The organism is Flavobacterium supellecticarium (genome assembly GCF_004801375.1).
Lineage (GTDB): Bacteria > Bacteroidota > Bacteroidia > Flavobacteriales > Flavobacteriaceae > Flavobacterium > Flavobacterium supellecticarium.
The window spans coordinates 108925-130911 of record NZ_SSNZ01000008.1 but is presented as its reverse complement, the minus strand read 5'-3'; the positions used below and the strand labels follow the sequence as shown (position 1 = coordinate 130911).

General features: G+C 39.0%; 18 protein-coding genes. 12 read left to right on the top strand and 6 right to left on the bottom strand.

From position 1 onward, the window contains the following. Positions 1 to 30: 30 nt before the first annotated feature. Entirely contained in the window at positions 31 to 1272 is a 1242-nt protein-coding gene (locus E6C50_RS14720) for an efflux RND transporter periplasmic adaptor subunit (RefSeq protein ID WP_136403995.1), read from the bottom strand. A 147-nt stretch (positions 1273 to 1419) separates the two neighbouring features. Here E6C50_RS14720 and E6C50_RS14715 point away from each other — a divergent pair, with 147 nt between their 5' ends. Both E6C50_RS14715 and E6C50_RS14710 read left to right on the top strand, forming a co-directional pair. Next, positions 1420 to 2775: a sigma-54-dependent transcriptional regulator gene (locus E6C50_RS14715; protein WP_136403994.1), complete on the top strand. Its 1356-nt coding sequence runs from the start codon at positions 1420 to 1422 to the stop codon at positions 2773 to 2775. An 11-nt stretch (positions 2776 to 2786) separates the two neighbouring features. Further along, positions 2787 to 4139, top strand: a complete 1353-nt coding sequence (locus E6C50_RS14710) for a sensor histidine kinase (protein WP_136403993.1) — start codon at positions 2787 to 2789, stop codon at positions 4137 to 4139. 2 nt (positions 4140 to 4141) lie between these two features. Here E6C50_RS14710 and E6C50_RS14705 read toward each other — a convergent pair whose 3' ends face one another. The 3 genes from E6C50_RS14705 to trmB are packed head-to-tail and all read right to left on the bottom strand — an operon-like array spanning position 4142 to position 5787. Further along, the gene (locus E6C50_RS14705; protein ID WP_136403992.1) at positions 4142 to 4474 is read right to left on the bottom strand and encodes an MGMT family protein; all 333 of its coding nucleotides are present in this window, start codon (positions 4472 to 4474) and stop codon (positions 4142 to 4144) included. Further along, positions 4474 to 5100 carry a LysE family transporter gene (locus E6C50_RS14700; protein WP_230979015.1) on the bottom strand — a complete coding sequence of 209 codons (627 nt, stop codon included), beginning with the start codon at positions 5098 to 5100 and terminating at the stop codon, positions 4474 to 4476. The genes E6C50_RS14705 and E6C50_RS14700 overlap by 1 nt, the downstream gene beginning before the upstream one ends. A gap of 12 nt (positions 5101 to 5112) precedes the next feature. Beyond that, on the bottom strand, positions 5113 to 5787 hold the full coding sequence (gene trmB, locus E6C50_RS14695; protein WP_136403990.1) for a tRNA (guanosine(46)-N7)-methyltransferase TrmB: 675 nt from the start codon (positions 5785 to 5787) through the stop codon (positions 5113 to 5115). 237 nt (positions 5788 to 6024) lie between these two features. On the opposite strand from trmB, the gene E6C50_RS14690 reads away from it, so the two are divergent. Further along, positions 6025 to 7101: a glycosyltransferase gene (locus tag E6C50_RS14690; RefSeq protein WP_136403989.1), complete on the top strand. Its 1077-nt coding sequence runs from the start codon at positions 6025 to 6027 to the stop codon at positions 7099 to 7101. On the opposite strand, the gene E6C50_RS14685 is transcribed toward E6C50_RS14690, so the two are convergent. Both E6C50_RS14685 and E6C50_RS14680 read right to left on the bottom strand, forming a co-directional pair. Then, entirely contained in the window at positions 7066 to 8109 is a 1044-nt protein-coding gene (locus E6C50_RS14685; protein WP_136403988.1) for a sensor histidine kinase, read from the bottom strand. The two genes, E6C50_RS14690 and E6C50_RS14685, sit on opposite strands and share 36 nt — an antisense overlap. Next, positions 8110 to 8793 (bottom strand): response regulator transcription factor, encoded by a 684-nt coding sequence (locus E6C50_RS14680; protein ID WP_136403987.1) that lies wholly within the window; start codon positions 8791 to 8793, stop codon positions 8110 to 8112. A 196-nt stretch (positions 8794 to 8989) separates the two neighbouring features. On the opposite strand from E6C50_RS14680, the gene E6C50_RS14675 reads away from it, so the two are divergent. The 9 genes from E6C50_RS14675 to E6C50_RS14635 all read left to right on the top strand — a co-directional run bounded on the left by E6C50_RS14675 (position 8990) and on the right by E6C50_RS14635 (position 21966). Next, complete coding sequence (locus tag E6C50_RS14675; RefSeq protein WP_136403986.1) at positions 8990 to 11740, top strand: TonB-dependent receptor; 2751 nt, start codon at positions 8990 to 8992, stop codon at positions 11738 to 11740. A 198-nt stretch (positions 11741 to 11938) separates the two neighbouring features. Then, positions 11939 to 13117, top strand: coding sequence for a hypothetical protein (locus E6C50_RS14670; RefSeq protein WP_136403985.1), 1179 nt, complete (start codon positions 11939 to 11941; stop codon positions 13115 to 13117). A 113-nt stretch (positions 13118 to 13230) separates the two neighbouring features. After that, the gene (locus E6C50_RS14665; RefSeq protein WP_136403984.1) at positions 13231 to 13557 is read left to right on the top strand and encodes a T9SS type A sorting domain-containing protein; all 327 of its coding nucleotides are present in this window, start codon (positions 13231 to 13233) and stop codon (positions 13555 to 13557) included. 111 nt (positions 13558 to 13668) lie between these two features. Next, on the top strand, positions 13669 to 14460 hold the full coding sequence (locus E6C50_RS14660) for a T9SS type A sorting domain-containing protein (protein WP_136403983.1): 792 nt from the start codon (positions 13669 to 13671) through the stop codon (positions 14458 to 14460). Positions 14461 to 14597: 137 nt separating this feature from the next. After that, positions 14598 to 15428, top strand: coding sequence for a T9SS type A sorting domain-containing protein (locus E6C50_RS14655; protein WP_136403982.1), 831 nt, complete (start codon positions 14598 to 14600; stop codon positions 15426 to 15428). A 129-nt stretch (positions 15429 to 15557) separates the two neighbouring features. Then, on the top strand, positions 15558 to 16568 hold the full coding sequence (locus tag E6C50_RS14650) for an FtsB/FtsL family cell division protein (protein WP_136403981.1): 1011 nt from the start codon (positions 15558 to 15560) through the stop codon (positions 16566 to 16568). Between the two features lie 12 nt (positions 16569 to 16580). After that, complete coding sequence (locus E6C50_RS14645; RefSeq protein ID WP_136403980.1) at positions 16581 to 19916, top strand: M43 family zinc metalloprotease; 3336 nt, start codon at positions 16581 to 16583, stop codon at positions 19914 to 19916. Positions 19917 to 19952: 36 nt separating this feature from the next. Next, positions 19953 to 20903, top strand: coding sequence for a SlyX family protein (locus E6C50_RS14640; RefSeq protein ID WP_136403979.1), 951 nt, complete (start codon positions 19953 to 19955; stop codon positions 20901 to 20903). Positions 20904 to 20985: 82 nt separating this feature from the next. Beyond that, positions 20986 to 21966 carry a LuxE/PaaK family acyltransferase gene (locus E6C50_RS14635; protein WP_136403978.1) on the top strand — a complete coding sequence of 327 codons (981 nt, stop codon included), beginning with the start codon at positions 20986 to 20988 and terminating at the stop codon, positions 21964 to 21966. Positions 21967 to 21987 lie beyond the last annotated feature (21 nt).

The window sequence follows — 21987 nt, the reverse complement described above, 5'->3', positions numbered from 1 at the left end:
TCGGCTAAAGTTATTATTAATTCCATTATTTTACTTGTCAAATTGTAAAACCACCACTTCTTTATAATCCTGATAGGAAGAGGTGATTACTTTTTCACCCTCTTTTAATCCTTCCAGTACTTCGAAATACAACGGATTTTCCCGCCCCAGCCTGATCGTACGACGGATGGCTTTATCACCATTTACGACAAAGATCCAGTTTCCAGAGGTTTCCTGATTAAAACTTCCTTTGGGTAATACCAGCGTTTTTACACTTTCGGAAAGGGTTAATTTAACACCAAAACTCAATCCCTGTTTTAAATCCAGTTCTTTGGCATTTTCAAAACTCAACTCGACCTGAAATTTACCGTCTTTAACTTCCGGAATTACTTTGGCAATATGTACCGGAAATTGTTTCCCTTTATATTCAATCGTTCCTTTTTGTCCAACCGATACGCGCTCCAGGTAAAATTCGTCGACTTTTGCAACCAGTTTATACCCTTGCATCACATCAATTTTTCCAATACTTTCTCCGGCCTGGTAGTTTTTTCCTAAAATTGGCTCGAACGAAGATAGTCGTCCGGATAAGGGTGCCGTAATTAAAAAGTTCTTTTTATTCCCTCGCAAAATGTCAAGGCTCTTTTCCATTGTCGCAATCGAACGATTGATTTGCTGAATCTGGACCTGGTTGGTTTGTTTTTCTTTTTGAATGCTTTGCTGGATAATATTTTTACGTTCCTGTTGGTAACGGAAACCTTCCCGCGTCGTTTCCCATTCGTTTTTGGCAATGATTCCTTTTTTAAATAATCGTTCGTTAAGATCGTATAATTGTTTGGCCGTATTGTAATCGTGTTCGATGGCAATCAGGTCTTTTGCCAGATTTAATTCCTGATTTCGGATATCCAATCGCGCTTTGTTTAGGTTGTTGATTTGTTCGATCATGGACGTCTCCTGTGTCAGATAGCTTAATTCTGTATTTGGATTATACAATTTAGCCAATGCTTGTCCTTTTTCGACATGACCGCCGTTTTCCACAAAAATTTCCTGTACCGAACCACCTTCAATAATATTGATCAAAATAGAATTTAAAGGTTCGGCTTTCGCCTGAAACATAATAAAATCTTCAAAGTAGGCTTTACTTACGGTTTTGATGCTAATCTCATCTCGTTTTATATTCAGGCTTTTTTCTTTGGTGATCATGGAATAGGCAAAATAGCTAACGGTCAAAAAAAGTAGCACTATCCCTATACGATAGCTATTTTTTCTATTTTTACGAGTGATAACAGTATCCATTTTTTGATTTTTTGATACGATATACAAAGACAATTTCGTGCCATTGTTTTAAAAATCAAGAACCTACTGATTATCAATCGTTTTATAATTCGCTATGATTTTGAAGTGTTCAGTATCGGACACTTTTTTGTCCGAAACCGAACAGCCATGAAAAAAAAACAAGCCCAGATTTTAATTATCGACGATCAGGATGATATTCTTTTAGCCGCAAAACTGCTGTTAAAAAAACATTTTGAAACCATTCATACCGCCAATTCGCCCAAAAAATTGGTGCAATTGCTTGCCGATAATCCTATTGATGTGGTTCTTTTGGATATGAATTATCGTATCGGTTTTGAAGACGGACGGGAAGGGATTCACTGGTTAAAAGAAATTAAGTTGCTGACCCCAAACACGGTAGTCGTTTTGATGACTGCTTTCGGAAAAGTGGAAACAGCGGTCGAAGGACTCAAATCCGGCGCTTTCGATTATGTGATGAAACCGTGGGACAACGATAAATTACTTACGGTGATCAACAATGCCGTAGCACAAAGTCGGAAAGAGCAAAAAAAGAATCCACCACAACTTCAAGCCGGTCAGTCGGTTTTTATGGGCAATGCGCCCAAGATCAAACAGGCCTATGCTATTGCAGACAAAGTCGCCAAAACGGATGCCAATGTTCTTATCCTTGGTGAAAATGGAACCGGAAAATATGTTTTTGCCGATTATATTCACCGGCATTCCGACCGGAAAGACCAGCCGTTTATCGCCGTTGACCTTGGTTCGTTAAACGAAAACATCTTTGAAAGCGAATTGTTCGGTTATGCCAAAGGTGCTTTTACCGATGCCAAATCCGATACCGCCGGGCGTTTTGAAGCCGCACAGGGCGGAACGATTTTTCTGGACGAAATCGGGAATGTTCCGTTGCATTTGCAATCCAAATTACTACAGGTTATCCAGAATAAAACCGTTACCCGATTGGGTGAGGCCAAAGCCCGACCTTTGAATGTGCGTATCATCACGGCGACCAACCTCGATTTAAAACAGGAAGTAGCGGCAAAAAACTTCCGGGAAGATTTGTTCTATCGAATCAATACGATGACGATTCCATTGCCGTCATTGCGCGAACGAAACGAGGATATTATTCCGCTCGCCCACTTTTTATTGGCACAATTAGCTGCGAAATATGGTCGGGATGGGTTACAATTTCAGGAGAAAGCACTGGAAAACATGGAAAAACATCGTTGGAACGGTAATATCCGTGAAATGGAAAACCGAATCGAAAGAGCAGTAATCCTTTGTGAAGAGGCGACCATCACCGCTTCCGATCTGGATCTGACGTCCATTTCCGAACCGGATGAGGTAGCAGAAGACCTGCAATTATCGGATCTGGAAAAGCGAACCATCGAAAAAACATTGCACAAACATCAGTATAACATTAGTAAAACAGCCGAAGAATTGGGCCTTTCGCGAGCGGCTTTATACCGCCGGATCGAAAAATTCGGAATTGACACCAACGATTAAATCCGCCGTTTATGACACAATCCTGGAAAATATACAATGCTTTTTTTATCCGGTTACTGCTATTGTTGGTACTTCTCGGAAGTTGTATTTTATTGTTTCAGAAACAGCTCTACTATACGCTGTTTGGTTTTGCTTTTTTTGGAATCTTACTAGCGTTGGAAATGTATTATTTTATCCGAAATGCTTTTTTATTTTACGATAAAACCATCACCGCTATTTTACAACAGGATTATTCGGCTAGTTATTCCGACGCTTATAAAACCGGAAATTACAGCAAATTGCACCAGCTTTACGAAACGCTAAAAGAACGGGGAAACGAGCAAACGTCTAAAGAACTCGTGTACCGAACCATTTTAAACAATATCGACAGCGGTGTTGTAATCCTTGAAAAAAAAGATACGGAATGGGGTATTTTTTTGATGAACGATTATTTTTCAAATCAGTTTACCGTGCCAAAGGTTTCCAAATGGCATTATCTGAAAAAGCAGATTCCATCGTTTTGTTCGGCTATCGAGCAATTTGATTTTCAGGAAGTGAAAACATCCGTTCAGATTCGAGCGAATGCCGATGCGGAATTTCAGACGTTCCGCTTACAGGCGTCTTTAAGTAAGAGCTACAATACCGAATATTATATTATTTTTCTGGATTCCATTCAAAAGGTAATTGAGAAAAAAGAGAAAGAAGCCTGGATTAATCTGATGAAGGTGATTTCACATGAATTATTAAACTCACTGACACCAATTCGTTCGCTGTCGCAGAATTTACATGAAATTGTAGATCAGGATGCTTTAAGTTCCGAAGATCTGGAGGATATCCGATTAAGTCTTTCGACGATTATCAACCGAAGTGATCATCTTCAATTCTTTGTTGATAATTACCGTAAACTGGCGATGTTACCCTCACCGCAAAAGGAAAAAACCGCTTTACTATCGCTTGTGAAATCTTGTATCGATACCATGATGCCGTTGTTTAAAACACATGGTATTAGCGTCCATAACAACATCGATTTTGACCGCTGGCTGTATGTCGACCGCAACCAATTGGAACAGGTTATACTAAACCTGCTCACTAATAGTATGTATGCATTAACCGGAGATTCGACGGACTCCAAAGTCATCGAACTATCCGCATCGGTTGCGAATAACCGTTTGTTTATTGTAATTTCCGATAGCGGTGCCGGTATTGAAAAAGAGATTCAGGATAAGATTTTCCTTCCGTTTTTTACCACGCGGAAAGAAGGCGCCGGGATTGGTTTGACATTATCCAAAAATATCATTGAAGCCCATGGCGGTTATCTGAACTACCAACGCGACAGCATGCATACGACGTTTGTTATTAGTCTGATTGAAGGCGAAAATTCGTAGTATTACAACTGTATTTCCGGTTGCCAGAATAGTTTTTCGAAGTCCAACACCTGGTTGTTTTTTACTTTAACACCTTCGCTTTCGAGTAATTGCTGCATCAGATGGGTTCCGTCGAAATGGTGTTTCCCGGTGAGCATCCCTACGCGGTTTACGACGCGATGTGCCGGAACATCGTCTTTTCCGTGTGCTGCATTCATCGCCCAGCCGACCATTCGTGCCGAACGCGCTGCGCCCAACGTTTTCGCAATGGCTCCATACGATGTCACCCGTCCGTACGGAATTAGACGTACCACTTCGTACACCCGTTCAAAGAAATTTTCATTTTCGGCTTTCATTATCCCAAATTATTATTGATCAACTTAATGAGGGTAACAATAGAAACCAGTCCGGTTATCGATCCGATAATATAATTGATATTGGTAATCAGAAAAGACGGTTTTTCACCTTCTTTTTTCTTAAAAAACAGTATATAGAGGTAAAACACCAGAAACGATCCGATAACAGCTCCTAATACAAACAGGGAAATATAGGATTGGTTAAAAAAGAAATAGCCGTTTCGCGACAACCATACACTGATAAAGACATAATACGGAATCGGAAAAAGATTAAGTGCCGACAGTAACATTCCCAAAAAGAAACGACTCGTTTTGCTTTTCATTTTAAGCTCTTCCTTCGGTTTCTTTGGCTTGTTGGCAATCGTAAAAAAATAGAGCGTTAGCAACACAAAAATCCCAAGTCCGATTTCCTGCAACAGGTTAATGATCTCCGGATTTCGGTCGATAAATTTTGCGAACAATACTGCCAGATACGTTTGAAAAAGTACGGTAAACGTAGCACCCAATGCGAACATCAATGCCTTACTTCTACCATCCCGCACACTTAGTTTTGCAGCCGTCATATTGAGCAGACCTGGTGGTGTGATCCCAATTGAAGCCACAGTAAAACCAAGTATGAGGGGCATAAAATAATGCATCTATTTTATTTTGAATTGGATATAGGTTATCGCTTTATTTTGTTCTAAATATCGTTGTTCGTAAAACGTCTGAATGGCTGTTACCACTTCCGGTGCTCCTTCGTTTTTGTAAACATTATGGTTGGCATACAACACTTCGTGTCCTTCGCCGTGTAATAATCCCAACGTATAACCGTGCATAAATTCGCTATCGGTTTTCAGATTCATGATCCCGTCTTTTTTCAGGATTTTTTTATAGCGCTGTAAGAATTCCGAGTTCGTCATACGGTGTTTCGTACGCTTGTATTTGATTTGCGGATCCGGGAATGTAATCCAGATTTCATCCACTTCGGCTTCTGCAAATACATATTCCAGCAATTCAATCTGCGTTCGTAAAAAGGCAACATTTGACAGTCCATTTTCAACAGCTGTTTTGGCTCCCCGCCAAAATCGTGCCCCTTTTATATCAATCCCGATAAAATTTTTATCCGGGTAACGTGTGGCCAGTCCAACGGAGTATTCCCCTTTTCCACATCCTAATTCCAACACCAACGGGTTATCATTTTTAAAAACCTCCTGTTTCCATTTGCCTTTAAACGGAAACGAATTCGATACCACCTCTTCCCGAGTTGGCTGAAATACGTTCCCAAATGTCTCGTTCTCCTTAAATCTTTTTAATTTATTTTTACTTCCCACGACTAAACTTAAAATTTTGGTAAAATTACGGAAATATCCAAGAACTAAAATAGTTTTACTTTGCAGTTATTAAATAAGTTATCAAAAACGATCTTATTTAGATCCGGATAACCGGATTGGTTTACGCTTCCCGTTATGCATCGCAGGTTTTTATAAAGACCTGTTATTTCAGGGGTTGATTTGTGTCTTTTGGATTGCCCGCGGGGTAAAATGAAAAACTTTTGGAATATTTAGAACATGCATCAAGAACGAAAAAAAAGAATTCTGGTCGCTCCATTAAATTGGGGTCTTGGGCATGCCACACGTTGCATCCCGGTTATTGAGGCTTTGGAAAATCACGGTTTTCAACCTGTGATTGCTTCCGATGGTGTTGCATTGTCGCTTTTAGAAAAAGAATTTCCGCACCTGCAAGCCTTGGAACTTCCTTCCTATAAAATCCAGTACGCTCAAAACGGAGCCAATTTTAAATGGAAATTGATCACTCAGATTCCAAATATGTATCGCGCCATGCGGGACGAACGGAAAATGGTGGAACGCTGGATTCAGGAAGAAGCCATCGACGGGATTATTTCCGATAACCGACTGGGTGTTTTTTCTTCCAAAGTTCCTTCGGTTTTTATTACGCATCAATTGAATGTTTTAACCGGCAATACGTCCTGGATTACGACTAAAATCCACCATCAGTTTATCCGAAAATACAGAGAATGCTGGGTTCCGGATATCGCCGGAAGTCCGAATCTTTCCGGAAAACTGGGTCATACGGAAACGCCGGTAACGAATGTAAAGTATATTGGCCCGCTAAGTCGGCTGCACAAAAAGACCGTCGAACCATTATACGATCTGATGGTTATTTTGTCCGGACCGGAACCGCAACGAACATTACTGGAAGAAAAATTAAAACTGGAACTGAACTGTTTTGAAGGTAAAATCCTTTTTGTACGTGGTGTGATCGAAGAAGAACAAACTATCTCGCGACGCCTGAATTTTACCTGCTATAATTTTATGAATACCGAAGAACTGGAAACAGCCTTTAACCAGAGCAAAATGGTTTTAAGTCGTTCCGGATATACCACCATTATGGATTTGGCGCATTTGGGTAAAAAAGCCTTTTTTATTCCAACTCCGGGTCAATATGAGCAGGAATATCTGGCCAAAAAACTAAAGAAAAAAGGTTTAGTCCCTTATGCAAAACAAGACGAATTTAAAGTTGGCGATTTAAATCAGGTGGATTTGTATAAAGGACTAAAAAACATCACTCAGGAAATCACCTGGCGTCAGTTATTTTGTCTTTTCGAGCGTAAAGGAAAACTCTGATCCGACACCGATTTTACTTTCTACATAAATACGTTCGTCGTGCGCTTCGATGATGTGCTTTACGATAGCCAATCCCAAACCGGAACCACCTTCGGAGCGCGCACCACTTTTGTCCACACGGAAAAATCGTTCGAATAAACGGGAAATAAACTGCTTTTGAATTCCTTCCCCATTGTCGGTTACACGAATAATCACTTTGTTATTGACCAAATCCTCGATACTGATTTCGGTTGTTCCGTTTTCTTTTCCGTATTTGATGGAATTTTCAACAAGATTGGTCACCACCTGCTGAATGCGTTCTTTATCGGCAAAAACCTTTACCGGTTTAGTATATTTCCGATCAAACATCAGTATAATATTTTTCTGATCGGCACGCATTTCCAGAAGATCCAAAACATTCTGTATGACATCCACAATATTGAATTCGGTAAACTCCAGATTTAGGTCGCCGGTTTCGAGCTTGGTGATCATATCCAGATCTTTTACGATATAGATCAATCGTTCGACTCCTTTTTCGGCGCGTTGCAGGTATTTTTTGCGGATGGTTTTATCGTTCATCGCCCCGTCCAGCAAGGTAAGCAGATAGCCCTGAACGGTGAACAACGGTGTTTTTAATTCGTGAGAAACATTCCCCAGGAATTCCCGACGGTATTCCTCACGAATTTTTAACGTTTCAATTTCTATTTTTTTGTCTTTTGCAAATTTCTGTACTTCGTTCATCAGTGTCGCCATATCGGTTGTAACCGGCTGACTTCTGAGTGTGGTCGAATCCAGTAACGACACATCGTCATAGATTTTTTTAACCCGTCGGTAGATAAAGCGTTCTACGCGGTATTGCAGTACGAAAAAGGAAAAAAAGTAAACGCCTGAAGCAAAAATAATACAGAATTTATAGTTCAGTTCATAAAACCAATACGTCAATCCTGCGATTAATAAGGTGGAAAAAAGGGTAATATAGAACGCAGATTTGACCGCAAATCTGTATGATTTTTTAAAGCTTATGGACATTTATATTTCTAATTTGTAACCGACTCCTTTGATGGTTTTAAATAGATCGTCTCCGATTTTTTCTCTTAGTTTACGGATATGAACGTCGATTGTTCGTCCACCAACCACTACTTCGTTACCCCATACTTTGTCGAGAATTTCTTCTCTTTTGAATACTTTTCCGGGTTTGGAAGCCAAAAGGTAGAACAATTCAAATTCTTTACGCGGCAGGATAATTTCTTCTCCTTCTTTTACAATTTTGTATTCTTCGCGATTGATTTCAATTTCACCTACCCGTAATACATCACCTTGTTGCTCATCTTCTTTTAAGCGACGCAATAAAGCTTTGACCTTACTCACCAGAACTTTCGGTTTAATCGGTTTGGCAATGTAATCGTCGGCTCCGGCATCGAATCCTGCCACTTGTGAATAATCTTCACTTCTTGCGGTCAGGAATGTTATGATCACATTGGCCAGTTCCGGGATTTTACGGATGTTTTCGCACGCTTCCATCCCATCCATTTCGGGCATCATCACATCCATAATGATCAACTGCGGCATTTCCTTTTTAGCTTTTAAAATGGCCTCTTTACCATTGCTTGCCGTTACGATCTGATAACCTTCCTGTGATAGATTATACCCTACGATTTCGAGGATATCCTGCTCATCATCAACCAATAAAATCTTAATGTCTTTTTTCTTCATAATGGACACTCTATGTGTGTTTTCGGGTTGTAAAGGTAAAGATAATACAAAACGATTATATGTGTTAACGATTATTTAATCTGTTAACGATTTCGTAATACATTCCCAACAAAACGATAACAGGTTACTAACTTCAGGTTAACTTCGAAAGGGTTCCTTTGCGCAAAATTTAATACAACACGTAAACAACAACACAATGAAACTTAAGTTATTACTAACAACATTATTGTTCACGGTCTTCGCCTTTGCTCAAAAAGGGACTGTTAAAGGTACGATAACAGACAAGGAGATGAACAATGAGCCACTTCCTTTTGCCAGCGTAACAATTAAAGGTACAACAATTGGCGCAAATACCGACGAAAAAGGAACATTTAGTTTGAGCGTTCCGGAAGGAAACCACATTCTAATGATTGCCTTTTTAGGATACCAAACCATAGAAGTCCCTTTTAAAATTGCTTCGGGCGAAACGAAGACAATTGACAAAGCACTAGGTACTGCCGGTGTACAATTGGAAGATGTGGTTTTAAAAATCGAAACCAACCGTCAGAAAGAAAGTGCGCTTTTAGTAGAACAGAAAAAAGCCATCGAAATAAAACAAAGCATCGGAGCACAGGAACTTTCCCGTAAAGGTGTAAGTGATGTAGCTACTGCGGTTACCAAAACGACCGGTATTACCAAACAGGAAGGTACCGGAAATATCTATGTGAGAGGTTTGGGCGACCGTTATAATTCGACTACCATGAACGGCTTACCGATTCCTTCGAACGATCCGGAAAAGAAAAACATCCGATTGGATATTTTCCCAACCGATATCGTAGAATATGTATCGATCGACAAAGTATATAACGGAAAAACGTCGGGCGACTTCGCCGGAGGTAACGTGGATATCGTTTCCAAAGATTATAAAGGCAAAGGATTTTTACGTCTGGATATTGGTTCTAACGCCAATACCAATGCATTAGCCGAAGACAACTTCCGTCTTCCAAAAGGTCCGAATAGTTTTGGTTTTAGCAATCCGGCCAATCCGAAAACAATCTCCACTTACGATTTCAACACCTTACAATTTGAAGGAAAAACTCCGGTAGCCGGTTCTTTCGGAATCTCAGGAGGTAAATCGTTCGACATCGGTTCGGAAAGCAAATTGAGTATTTTCGCCACCGGATCTTTCGGAAACGAATACACCTCAAAACGCGACGGAAGCGCCAAAGGTAGTGTAAACGGTGACGGAAGTTTGGTTAACCGAAACTTCAAGACCTTCTCTTCTATGGGTTACAATACAAATACAACCGGATTGGTGAATGTAGGTTACAAAATCAACAACAATCATAAAGTAAGTTTTAACTCTTTATTCATCAATACATCAAGCCAGGTTAAAGACGAGTATTTCGGATATATCGCCGATCTTGCCGACGCTGGTAACGGATTGATTCGCCGTTCGGAATATGTAAAAAACACCTTATTCGTAAACCAATTATTAGGCGAACACACGCTTAGTGATCGTTCCAAATTCAATTGGGGTGTTGCTCAAAACAACATCACAGGCGATACGCCGGACAGAATGTACAACACCTTACGAAAAAACGATAACGGCTATACCATCATCAGTCAGTCAAAACCGGACAACCACCGTTATTTCCAACGCTTGAAAGAATACGAAACAGTTGCCACTGCTTCGGTTGACTATAAGTTCCACAAAACCAGCGATGGCGATTTTAGAGGTAAATTTACAGCCGGTTATAACGGTCGTTTTAAAAACAGAGATTTTAAAGCCACTCAGTTTAACTTTAAAACATTTGGCCCTTACACGACCACTATTGTAGATCCTGACAACCTGGATTTATTCTATAACCAACAAAATCTAAGCAATGGTTATTTTGAAATCAGTACGTTTGTTGGAAATGCTGAAATCGCGAACGCTCTTGATCCACAAAAATACACCGGAGAACAAATCATTCACGGAGGTTATTTAAACACCGAATATAAATTCAGCAACAAATTAACTGCTGTTTTAGGATTACGTGCCGAGTATATCTTTCAGAAAGTAGACTGGAAAACACAGTTGGATCCCGTTGGAGACAAAGATGAATTCAAAAAAACAACGTTCCTTCCAAATTTGATCATGAAATATGAATTAAACGAAAAACAAAACCTTCGTTTGGGAATGAGCAAAACCTACACTTTACCACAGTTTAAAGAAAGAGCCTTATTTATCTATGAAGATGTAACTGAAGTAAAAGTAGGTAACCCGGATTTATATCCTTCCGATAACTATAATTTAGACCTGAAATGGGAAATGTTCCCGAAAAGCGAGGAGTTGATTTCCTTTACTGCTTTCGGAAAATACATCTTAAATCCGATTAACGAAGTAACCATCGCTTCTTCTACAAACGATATTTCATTTGTTAACACCGGAGATCGCGGTTATGTTGCCGGAGCCGAAGCCGAATTCCGGAAACTGATCTTCCAATCGGGCGAAAACAACAGTAAAAAAGTAACAGCCGGAATCAACGCTTCTTATATGTATACCACTCAGGACTTAAACGGTTCTAAAGTAGACAAAGAGACGCGTTATAATGTTGACTTTACCAAATCGAAAAGTGCCTTTACCGGAGCATCGCCTTTATTACTAAATGCTGACGTATCATTCTTTAAAGAATGGAACAACAAAGAATCGAACATCTCCACTACTTTAGCCTATTCGTATTTCTCGGATCGCATCTATGCCTTAGGAACAAATTTACGTGGCGACCAGGTAGACAAAGCTGTAGGAACCTTAGATTTTATTGTAAAATCAAAAATCAACAAAAACTTAGGTATCGGACTAACTGCTAAAAACATTTTAAATCCTAAAATCGAACGTGTACAGGAAAACAACAACGGTGACGTTACCTTGTTAACCTATACTAAAGGAATGAATCTGAGTTTCAATGTGAACTATCAGTTTTAATACAACATCAAAATACACCTGAAGGAGCGAATTATCGCTCCTTCTTTTTTAAAGTAAAGTTGCCTTAACAAACGAAACATTTACTTAATAATTACTTCTTTATATGTTAATCCAACCGTGACAATGGCTTAACCCGCTTTAAAAAAAAACGAAGCACTTTTGCATCAAACATAACTAAAAAATTATTCAGAAAACAAAATGAAAAAATCAATCGTAAAATTATTTGTAATTTTCGCAGTAACTGCAGGAACTTTAGCAAGTTGTTCTTCATCTGACGAGAGCACACCAAGCGGACCTTCTTCTTCTTTCGTTGCTAATGCGAACGATTTTAAAGGAACGATCAACGACGGTGTAGTAACTTTAGTTGCCGGAGCAACTTATAAGCTTACTGGAAAAATCCAAGTAAATAGCGGTGCTACTTTAACTATTCCTGCCGGAACAAGAATTGAAGGAACCGGAGGTACATCTGCTTATATCGCAGTAGCACAAGGTGGTAAAATCAACATTTTAGGAACCGCTGCAAATCCAGTAGTTATGACAAGTGGTTTGACAACTAAAAATGCTGGTGACTGGGGAGGTTTAGTAATTTGTGGAAAAGCACCAATCAACAGAGGAACGGTTACAGCACAATCAGAAGTTGCTGACTTAACATACGGTGGTACTGTTGCAAATGACAACTCTGGTGTAATCCAATATTTAAGAATTGAATATTCTGGTGCTGCTTTCAACACTGAAAAAGAATTCAATGGTGTTTCTTTCTTCGGAGTTGGTAACGGAACTGTAGTTGAAAACGTAGAAGTTTATCACGGTGCTGATGACGGTTTCGAATTTTTCGGTGGAACGGTTAACACTTCCAACTTAATCGCTATCGGAAACGAGGATGATCAATTTGACTGGACTGAAGGATGGAACGGTACCAACACAAACTGGTATGGTAAACTTGCTTTCGGAAAAGGAAACAGAGGTATCGAGGCTGATAACTATGAGTTCAACTTTGATGCAAACCCGGTTTCTAACCCAACAATCACAAACTTAACTTTAATCGGTGCCGGAAGTGCTGCTGATGCAACAGCGTATCCAGAAAACCAGGCTTTAAAATTAAGAAGAGGAACTAAAGGTATGTTCAACAACGTAGTAGTAAAAGATTTCAAAGTTGGATATGATGTAGAACACGATCAAACCATCTCTTTCGTAGGTACTACTTTAAAAGGAACCAACACAAAATTCGAAGGAATCGGATCGAACGCTAAAGGTAAGAAAACAGACGGTAGTGCTATGGATGTAAACGCTGTATTCACGGAATCAGCTGCTGCAACTGGCGCTGGTAACGGAACAGCTGCACCAAGCTGGTCAACCGGATGGACAGTAGGACTTTAATTAAAAGTAACTAAATATCTTTTTCAGAAAAATATCTCTCTTTCAATAAGGGGGATATTTTTTTTGGCATAAATTTTGAACTTTTTTTATATCTTTATGCCATATTTAGACCTATGAAGAAAAATTACTTTTATATTATTTTAGTTGCCTTTTTCCTGTTTTCTGCCAGTTTATTTGCGCAGGAGGCTAAAGGTTCTTCGGGTACCACTATCGAAGGTCTGAACATTTATCCAAACCCAACCAACGGGGACAAAATATACATCACTTCCAAATCGACACAAGATAAGGAAGTTGAGATTTTCGACGTGTTAGGCAAGCGTATTTTACAGGCTACTCTAAACTCAAAAGAGCTAAATATAGCCAATTTAAACGCGGGTGTTTACATCATTAAAATCAAAGAAGGCGAAGCTTCCGCTACAAGAAAGCTTATTATCAAATAGTTAACAAAGGGTTATTTCTTACATTTAACCATAATTTTACATTAAAAGTTTTCATTTATCACGAAATACTTCTTAACTTTGTTGTCCACTTTTTAAAAAACAATTCAAAACATGAAAAAACTTTACACTTTATTAGCAACTGTTGCATTATCGTATGCTGTCAATGCTCAAAACTTAATACCTAATGGTGGATTTGAAAACTGGACTGCTGGTGCTCCTGACTCATGGACAGTAACTGTTCCTGCAAACGGAGGATCTGTTACTCTTGAAACTGCGGCTGGTAACGTACACGGCGGTACAAGTTCAGCTAAATTTACAGCACCTGCCGGAACAGGTAACGTAAGAGCTGGTGTTGCTGACTTTGCTGTAGTTGCTGGTCACCAATACACATTGACATACTGGTATAAAGACGAAACTGATAATGCTAGAGGAAGACACTGGGGAGCTTGGAGAACTAGCTCAGCTGGTATTACTGACACTTCTTTACAACCAGACTACTATGGTAACACTACAGGATGGCAACAAGTTTCTGTAACGGCTACTGCTCCAGCTGGTGCAACTATCTTGCGTTTTGACTTCCGTGTATACCAAGACACTGGAAACTCAGGAGCTATCTATTATGATGACGTAACTTTAGTAGATAACACACTAGGATTACAAGAAAATGCTATTTCTGGTTTAAAAGTATATCCTAACCCGGTATCTGGAAACAACTTCTATATTTCATCTGATGCTTCAGCTGTAAAATCAGTTGCTGTTTATGATGTATTAGGAAAACAAGTAATCAATACACGTGTTGAAAACGAAGCTGCTATCAACGTTTCTAACTTAAACGCTGGTGTTTATATCGTTAAAATCACTGAAGAAGGAAAAACGGCTACTAGAAAATTAGTTATCAAATAATTTCTCTTCACACTATATAGAAAAGCGTCAACAATGTTGACGCTTTTTTTATGCTCTAATTTTAAAACTTAAACTACCCTTTACTTTAAGATGATCAAAAGCCAACATCAGGTCGCTATCTTGCCAACAAAAAAACCATGAGACAAATTTACCTGGCTTTATTCAGCATCGCATTGAGCGTAACCGCTAACGCCCAAACGAACTTAATTCCAAACGGGAATTTTGAAACCTGGACCAACAACACTACTCCAAGTGGATTTACAGCTGTAAACACTGAAACCTTCTCGGCAAATAACTTTATCACCCGCGAAACCAGTATATTTAAAAGCGGTGCATCCGCCGTAAAACACCAATCACAAGACGATACACAAACGGTAAGTCCAACTGATTTAATCCCGGTTATTCCCGGAAACAATTATACTATTTCCTATTGGTTTCTGGATAACGACACCAAAGCCCGTAGCCGCGCCTGGCATTCCTGGGTTAATATTTCCAATGGAAACGAATCGGAACTAACCGACCATAGAGACATATTACACCCAACAACCTACTCCAGCAACAATGCACAATGGGTACAGGCAAGCTTTACCCTAACCGCTCCGACCAATGCCACGCATTTCCGTTTTCAGGCGCGTACCTACAGACAATCAGCAACCAGCGTTGGTGGCTTTATTTACTATGATGATTTTTCAATGGTAAACAACACCCCAATGGGACTAACCGATCACCAAATCGACGGTTTAAAATTATACCCGAATCCGGCCAGCAACAATGATAACCTTTATATTACTTCGACAACAGGATCTGATAAAACAATTGAGATTTATGATATCCTTGGAAAACAGGTTCTGAATTTGAAATCCGAAAACAACAACCCTATTCAGCTTTCCAATCTAAACACCGGAGTGTATCTTTTAAAAATTACAGAAGAAGGAAAAACCGCCACACAAAAACTGATCATCAAATAACAGCCTCCATATTCTTAACCTTATCGAGCACCAACGAATGTTGGTGCTTTTTTTTATTTTAAAACATATTGTTATTTTTAAAACAATTTATTTTCTTAATTTGTCAGAAATTTTTTAAATCTAATTTATATGAAAACAAAACTACTTTTAACAGGGTTCTTTTTAAGCGGATTTCTATCATTAAATGCACAAAACGTAGCTTCTAATTCAACCGTCACAAGTGGTGGTCTACAATCCGGTAGTAATGGAGAAGGCAATACTTTTTATGGTTATCAAGCCGGCATGTCAACAAACAATATTACATTCAGCAACAACACCTTTATTGGCCACTCAGCCGGAAGAACAAATACTTCCGGCAAACAAAATGTCTTTATCGGCAATCATTCAGGTATAGACAATACAACAGGAACAAACAATCTCTTTATTGGCTATGGTTCTGGCTCTAATAATACTACGGGCATTCAAAACACATATATAGGCAGCCTAGCCGGTGCATTTGCTCCTGGATCGACAAATACTTTTATAGGATATGGATCAGGTCGAGAAAATGATGGCAATAACAATACATTTATTGGTATCAATGCAGGAGCAGAAAGCAGAGGTTCAGGCAATGTATTGATTGGAGCATATGTTGCACTAAGTTATGATATCGACAATAAGCTTTATATTGACAACAAAGAAACTGATACTCCTTTAATATGGGGTGATTTTACAGCCAGTCAATTAAAACTAAACGGAAAAGTAGGTATCGGAAGCACATTTGGCAATTTCCCAACAACAGCCGGTGGTGTTAATCTAAACAATTATAGTCTTTTTGTAAAAGGAGGTATATTAACGGAAGAAGTACGTGTGAATCTTCAATCTGCCTGGGCGGATTATGTATTTCAACCGGAGTACCAATTACCGACACTAAACGAAGTAGAAAAACATATTCAGGAAAAAGGTCGCTTAATAAATGTGCCATCGGCAGCACAAATTGCAGAAGAAGGAATTGCTTTAGGTGAAATGATAAAAATCCAACAGGAAAAAATCGAAGAATTAACCCTGTACATCATTGAGCAAAATAAAACCAATGAAAAACAAGCTAAAGACATTGAAGAATTAAAAAAGCTTGTAAACAATCTGACAAATAACAAATAATCCTTTAACAGCATGAAAAAACAATACCTTACTATCCTTATAGTACTGTTAATCGCTATAAAAGGATTTGCACAATCGGAACCCTGTCTTACCGATGAACTGATGCGCAATGCACTAAAAGAAAATCCTTCGATCCAAAATTATCTGGACGAGATGGATCGAACAATAAATCAGACTCAAAATCAGAGTTCCAAGTTAGCTGCATCTGCAATGATAACGATCCCTGTGGTTGTTTATATTGTACACGGAGGGGTTAATAATCCTGAAAACATTTCAGACAATCAGGTTACCAGTCAGATAACAGCCTTAAACTCCTATTTCAATCCACATGGAATTAATTTTTGCCTAGCAACAAAAGCTGGTAATATAGCAATCCCATCAAGCGGAGGAACACAAACAACTCCCGGTATAGTACACCTCTTAAGTACAGCTTTAACCGATCATGATGCTCAAACCGAACAACAAAATTTAGTCAATATAGCCGGAACCACAATTTCTTCAAATCGTTACTTAAGGATCTGGGTTGTAAAAAGCATTAGCAACACCGGTGCTGCGGGAACTACTTTAGGATACTCTATGTTTCCAAATACTTCCCCCATATTTGATGGTGTCGTTATCAGATCTGATGTTTTTGGAAGTGCTCAATATTGCCAAAATTGCAATCTAATGCCAAACTACAACTTGGGTAAAACACTCGTTCACGAAGTTGGTCACTTCCTGGGACTGTATCATACATTCCATGAGGGCTGTACAGAACTAAACAATTCAAACTGCAATCTAGCCGGAGATCGTATTTGCGATACACCACCTACTGAAACCGCAAATTTCCTATGCATCAACAAAGACACCTGTATAGAGCCAAACAACCAACCAGACGACATACACAATCATATGGATTATGGTGACGACAATTGCTCAACACACTTCTCCGAAGGGCAACGTTCTAGAATGTTCGCCACCTTATTCACATATAGATACGAATTATTCGATACCGACAATTCAATTTATACCGGTATTTGTAACTATCAAAACATGATATCGGCAACTTTTTCAGCAAGCAATTATGCTCCTTGCCAAGGAACAACGGTTACATTTTCACCAACCATGACCGGTTCGAATATAACATACCTTTGGAACTTTGGCGATCCAGCCTCCGGAAATAACAATACCTCAACATTACAAAACCCCACACACTTATTTTCCTCTGTAAGCAATTCTCCCTATAATGTCACATTAACGATTAATAACGGCACCTCATCATCCACTTCGGCTAAACAAATCTTTAATTCTTTGTGCCAACCAATACAAAATGAAGACAATTCCTGGTATTTCAGTACCTATAACGGGCTTAATTTCAACACTGGAACTCCCCTATACAATTCTTCCATCCCTTTCACTAATACAATGCAGGAGGCTTGTTCTGTACAAAATGATCCTTCCGGGAATGTATTGTTCTACACCAACGGGATCAATGTCTGGAACAAAAACCACATACTAATTAACAATTCCAATTCCATAAAAGGTGACACTAGTTCTGCTAGTGGCGCAATAACTGTAAAAAATCCAGCCAACAACAATCAGTATTACATCTTCACAAAAGGTTCAGATCTAACAAATAACGGTTTTAGGTACAGCATTATAAACAACTCAAATGGCGTAATTTCCATGTCATCTACCGTAGGCCAACCCATTACCTTTCCAAACGGTTACTTAACCGGTGACAACAACTCCATATTAGGAGGTGAAGGCGTTAGTGCTGCACAACATTGTGATGGCTATTGGATCGTTACATCGTCACGTAAATCTTCAGGTTATTTTTTAGTTGTCTACTCTTTAACCTCTTCCGGATTGAGCTTTATTAATGAAACTGCCCTGCCCACTAATATTACCCGAAATCTATCTACAATAGAGTTTTCACCTAACGGCAATAAAATAGCCTATATCAACAGAGCAGGCACGGTGCTTTTATTTGATTTCAATAAGTTTACTGGAGCAGTATCAAATATGAAATCAACAAGCTCAAATGAACTTTACTACTCAGGTTCATTTAGCCCTGACTCTGCTCTTTTCTATTACGGCGCCGGAAGCAAAGTATATCAAATAAATGCGAATGCAGTAAATCCAAATGAAAGTCGTATGACTATTTTTAACGGTAGTGCAACCATTAATGGATTTCAAAAAGGTCCTGATAACAAAATATATTTAAGCTTCACAAATTCAAAACTTGCCGTAATACACAATCCAAATATCATAGCTACACCAGATAATGCTAATGCCTGTAATTTTACCCCTAACGGGCCAATTTTACAACAATCTTTATCTTATGCTTTACCGAACATGGTTGATGCGAAAATAGAAACAGCTTTTAACAACACCATCAGTCATAGCGCTTCCGGGTGTCTCACCTACAAATTCAATGCTAACGTTTGTACTCAAACCTTTAGCTGGAATTTTGGAGATTCAGCATCAGGAGCAAATAACACCTCAACTCTGGCTAATCCGTCACATACTTTTTCAAGTGCCGGCACTTATACCGTAACTTTAATTTCCGGTGGAAATACCATAACCAAAACCATAACGGTAGGCATGGCATCTGCAAATATCCTGGGAAGCACATCAGCCTGTTCCACAAACAGTAATGCAACCAATAATTTTGTTGTATTACAAGAGGGACAAAGAGCGCAATGGTCTATAACCTCCGGAGCAGGATCTATTAACGGCTTAAACAATCAGTCTAACGTGCTTGTTAATTGGACGTCACTTCCAGGAACCATTTCAGTTACCGTTACCGATGTTAATGGCTGTACCAGTACAGCGACAAAGACTATTACAGCGAACTGCAACCCAACAACAAACTGCGATAACGATCTGGTTTTAAATACAACCGAAGCGACCAACACTACGCATCAGGTTTCAAATACTATTACTTTAAATGGCAATTACACTATAAACAGTGGTGTCAATGTAAATTTAAAAGCCGGAAATACGATTATTTTTAAACCGAATAGCGTGGTAAAAAGCGGTGCCAACATGCTGGCTAAAATCGAAAATTGTCCAGAACAAAAAACAGTATTTGAAGATCTGAAAATGGCTCCAGAAACAACTATAGACCAAATCCGACTTTATCCAAATCCGACCACAAGCCGTATAAAAATTGAAACATCGGGTGCACCAATGACAGAGATCGCTATTAGTTCTTTTGAAGGAAAATCTATTTTCATTTACAAACTAAAAGAAAGCACACAACTATATCAGATCGACATGTCCGATTTACAAAACGGGATTTACTTCCTAACAATCAAATCAAGCACCGGCGAACTAGTAACGAAAAAAATAATTAAACAATAACATAATATGTGCTCTAAATATTTTATAACTCTCAGTTTGACATTTGCAATCAATATTATAAACGCTCAAAGCATTGCGACTTCATCAATAACAAGTGGCGGGCTTGAAGCAGGATCTAACGGTCAAAAAAATACTTTCTATGGTTATCAATCCGGAAAAATAAACACTTCTTCCGGTATTTCTAATTCTTTTTTTGGGCATCAAACCGGAATTGCAAATACAAATGGCCATTCAAATACTTTTATTGGAAATACTGCCGGCATTACCAATACTACAGGGGCATCAAATGTCTATCTTGGACACGAAAGTGGAAAAGCTAGTTCTAGCGGAAATGAAAACGTTTATCTCGGTGTTTATGCTGGTGGCGAAAATGAAAGCGGTAGTGGCAATACTTTTATTGGTCATAATGCCGGTGGCGAGGCGCAGGGTTCCAACAATATCTTTATAGGCAGCTATTCAGGTTATTACGAACACACTAGCAACAAATTAATCATTAATAACAGTTTCAATACAAGTCCGCTTATCTGGGGCGATTTTGCTCTGGATTTAGTAAAACTAAACGGTAAAGTAGGTATCGGTTCCGGCTTCGGTAATTTCCCGACAACAGCCGGAGGTGTAAACTTAAACACTTATAATTTATTTGTTAAAGGAGGTATTTTAACCGAGGAAGTCCGTGTAAATCTTCAATCTGCCTGGGCCGATTACGTTTTCCAACCGGAATACAAATTACCAACACTTGCTGAAGTTGAAAAACACATTCAGGATAAAGGTCATTTGATAAACGTTCCGTCTGCTACTCAGGTTGCAGAAGAAGGAATTGCCTTAGGCGAGATGACCAAAATCCAACAGGAAAAAATCGAAGAGCTAACACTCTATATTTTGCAGCAAAACAGAATAAATGAAGTTCAAAATCAGAAACTGGAACAACAATCAAAGGAAATAGACGAACTAAAAAAACTCGTACAAAATCTTATTGACAAGAAGTAAGCCGTTTCCGATATTTTTTTCAAAAGCACCAACTCGCGTTGGTGCTTTTTTATTTTGTATTTTTGCTCAAAAAGTTATACTCTTGATCACTTCTGCCGATATCTTTCAGATTGCCTCTAAAAAGGAATTTGAAAAAACCACGCTCAAAGTCTTCCGTCATCAGTTCGACAACAATAGTGTCTATCGGGATTTTTGCACCCTTTTAAAAAAGGACAAAACCAATGTCAAACAGCTACTAGACATTCCGTTTTTACCCATCCAGTTTTTTAAAAGTCACGAGGTTGTAAGTAGTACCGATCCGGTTCAGACCATTTTTACCAGTAGCGGAACAACCGGAATGAGCACGAGTCGACATTTGGTGACCGACTTACAGTATTACGAGGAAAGTTTTCAATTGGGTTTCTCACAGTTTTACGGCAATATCGAAGATTACGTCGTACTGGCGCTTTTACCTTCTTATCTGGAACGCGAAGGCTCGTCCCTTATCTATATGGTTGAAGATCTGATACAACGCTCTAATCAGCCAGATAGCGGTTTTTACCTGAATAATTACGACGAGTTGATCGCCAAATTGATCAAACTCGATAACGAAGGTCAGAATATCATCCTGATTGGCGTTACCTATGCACTATTGGATCTGATCGAAATGCAATCGTTCGCGCTAAAAAATACCATTATCATGGAAACCGGTGGTATGAAAGGACGTCGTAAAGAGATTATCCGCGAAGAATTACACGCTATTTTAGCTAAAGGTTTTGGGGTTTCCAAAATCCACTCCGAATATGGAATGACCGAATTGCTATCGCAGGCGTATTCGTTAGGGGATGGTATTTTCGAATGTCCACCCTGGATGGATATCCTAATCCGCGATACGGAAGATGCGCTATCCTATATTGAAACCGGCAAAACCGGTGGAATTAATGTCATTGATCTGGCCAATATCAATTCCTGTTCGTTTATCGCTACTCAGGATTTAGGCAAAAAATATTCAAACCATTCTTTTGAAGTACTCGGACGGTTTGACAATTCCGATATACGGGGTTGTAACCTTATGGTGTTATAAAAAAATAAGAAAGGGAGTTTT